3 protein-coding genes and 1 pseudogene are annotated in these 1,685 nt (G+C 71.1%); 3 read left to right on the top strand and 1 reads right to left on the bottom strand.

From position 1 onward, the window contains the following. The 3 genes and pseudogenes from VH969_RS13345 to VH969_RS13335 form a co-directional block, all read left to right on the top strand. Positions 1 to 222: pseudogene (locus VH969_RS13345) on the top strand (insulinase family protein); the annotation flags it as partial. Between the two features lie 18 nt (positions 223 to 240). After that, entirely contained in the window at positions 241 to 984 is a 744-nt protein-coding gene (dapB, locus tag VH969_RS13340) for a 4-hydroxy-tetrahydrodipicolinate reductase (protein WP_331974039.1), read from the top strand. A gap of 20 nt (positions 985 to 1,004) precedes the next feature. Then, positions 1,005 to 1,235, top strand: coding sequence for a DUF2277 domain-containing protein (locus VH969_RS13335; protein WP_331974038.1), 231 nt, complete (start codon positions 1,005 to 1,007; stop codon positions 1,233 to 1,235). Here the strand turns inward: VH969_RS13335 and VH969_RS13330 are convergent. Next, a partial coding sequence (locus VH969_RS13330; RefSeq protein WP_331974037.1) for an NUDIX domain-containing protein occupies positions 1,232 to 1,685 on the bottom strand: 454 nt, incomplete at its 5' end. The genes VH969_RS13335 and VH969_RS13330 overlap by 4 nt on opposite strands.

The raw sequence follows: 1,685 nt of genomic DNA, 5'->3' as shown, positions 1-1,685 counted from the left end.
GGCTCGATCGTGCTCAGCCTGGAGGATCCGTCCTCGCGGATGAGCCGCCTCGGCAAGTCCGAGCTGGTCTACCCGCGGCTGGAACCGGTCGACGAGGTGCTCACCGCGATCGACTCCGTCGGCCACGACGACATCCGCGCGATCGCCGCCGATATCCTCACCCGCCCCAAGGCCCTAGCCGTCGTCGGCCCGTTCGACGACGCCAGCGCGTTCCAGGCCTGACCTACCTAGGAGGCAGCCATGGCCAAGGTCGGCGTGCTCGGTGCGCGGGGACGGATGGGACGCGAGGTGGTCCGGACCGTCACCGAGGCGCCGGACCTGGAGGTCGGCGCCGAAGTCGATCAGGGTGACGCGCTTGACGGGCTGACCGGCTGCGACGTGGTGGTCGACTTCACCCATCCCGGCGTGGTCATGTCCAACCTTCACTGGTGCGTCCGGCACGATGTGGACGCGGTCGTGGGCACGTCGGGGTTCGGCGAGGACCGGCTCGACGAGGTACGCGGCTGGCTCCCCGAGCACCCGGACGCGCGCGTCCTGGTCGTGCCGAACTTCTCCGTCGGCGCCATCTTGATGATGCGGTTCGCCGTCCAGGCGGCCCGGTTCTTTCCCTCCGCCGAAGTGATCGAGCTGCACCACGCGAACAAGGCCGACGCACCGTCCGGCACCGCGCTGCGCACCGCGTCGATGATCACCGCGACCAGGGCCGGGGCCGGCCTCGGGCCGCCGCCAGATGCCACCGCGTCGGCCCTGCCGGGCGCGCGCGGCGCCAGCGTGGACGGCGTGCACGTGCACTCGGTGCGGGTGGAGGGCCTGGTGGCGCACCAGGAGGTGCTGTTCGGCGGGACCGGGGAGACGCTCACGATCAGGCACGATTCGCTGGACCGCGGCTCGTTCATGCCCGGGGTGCTGCTCGCCGTCCGCAGTATCGGCTCCCTCCCGCCCGGCCTGACCGTCGGCCTGGAGGGACTGCTAGGGCTGGATTAATCCCAGGTAACGTCAAGAACATGTGCCGAAGCATCAAGACCCTGCGCCCGCCGTACGCCGAGCGGGTGACCGACGAGGACATCCACGCCGCAGCGCTGCAGTACGTGCGTAAGATCAGCGGTTTCCGCGCCCCTGCCGGGCACAACGCCGAGGCGTTCGGCCACGCGGTCGACGCCGTCGCGGCCGCCACCGCGACCCTGCTCGACCAGCTCCAGGTCCGGTCGGGACCCGCGGCGTCCCGGGTCGGCTAAGGCTCGGTCCAGGGCAGGTAGGCGGTCGCCCCGTCGTCACGGGCGCGCAGCCCGGCGGAAACCCGCGTGCTGATGATCGGCGGCAGGTAGTCGTCCAGGGCGGTCGGCTCGACGAACCTGAACTCGTCGAGTTCGTCCTCCTGCAGCTGGATGGGCGCGTCATCGGCGAGTATTCCGCCGTCGAAGACGAAGTGCACGACCGGCCTGGGTCGCGCTCCGTGCGGGCCGGCCCAGCCGACCACGAGCAGCTGCCCGGGCGTGATGTCGAGGCCGAGTTCCTCCTTTACCTCGCGGCGGCAGCCCTCGTGCGGCGGCTCGCCGTGCTCGAGGATCCCGCCCGGCAGCGACCAGTGATTCCGGTAGTTCGGCTTGACCAGCAGCATCCGGTCGTCCGCGCTGGTGAACAGCGCGGCCGCGGCGGCGAACATGGTAGGCAGCCGGGCGTACCAC

It is taken from the genome of Actinophytocola sp. (assembly GCF_036555685.1).
In the GTDB taxonomy this organism is placed as follows: Bacteria; Actinomycetota; Actinomycetes; order Mycobacteriales; family Pseudonocardiaceae; genus Actinophytocola.
The sequence above is the reverse complement of the archived record's forward strand: the minus strand, read 5'-3'. Positions and strand labels throughout refer to the sequence as shown.

Bases quoted from the DNA above. Each gene is read 5' to 3' on its own strand.
- dapB (WP_331974039.1), top strand. From the start codon at position 241: ATGGCCAAGGTCGGCGTGCTCGGTGCGCGGGGACGGATGGGACGCGAG.
- VH969_RS13335 (WP_331974038.1), top strand. From the start codon at position 1,005: ATGTGCCGAAGCATCAAGACCCTGCGCCCGCCGTACGCCGAGCGGGTG.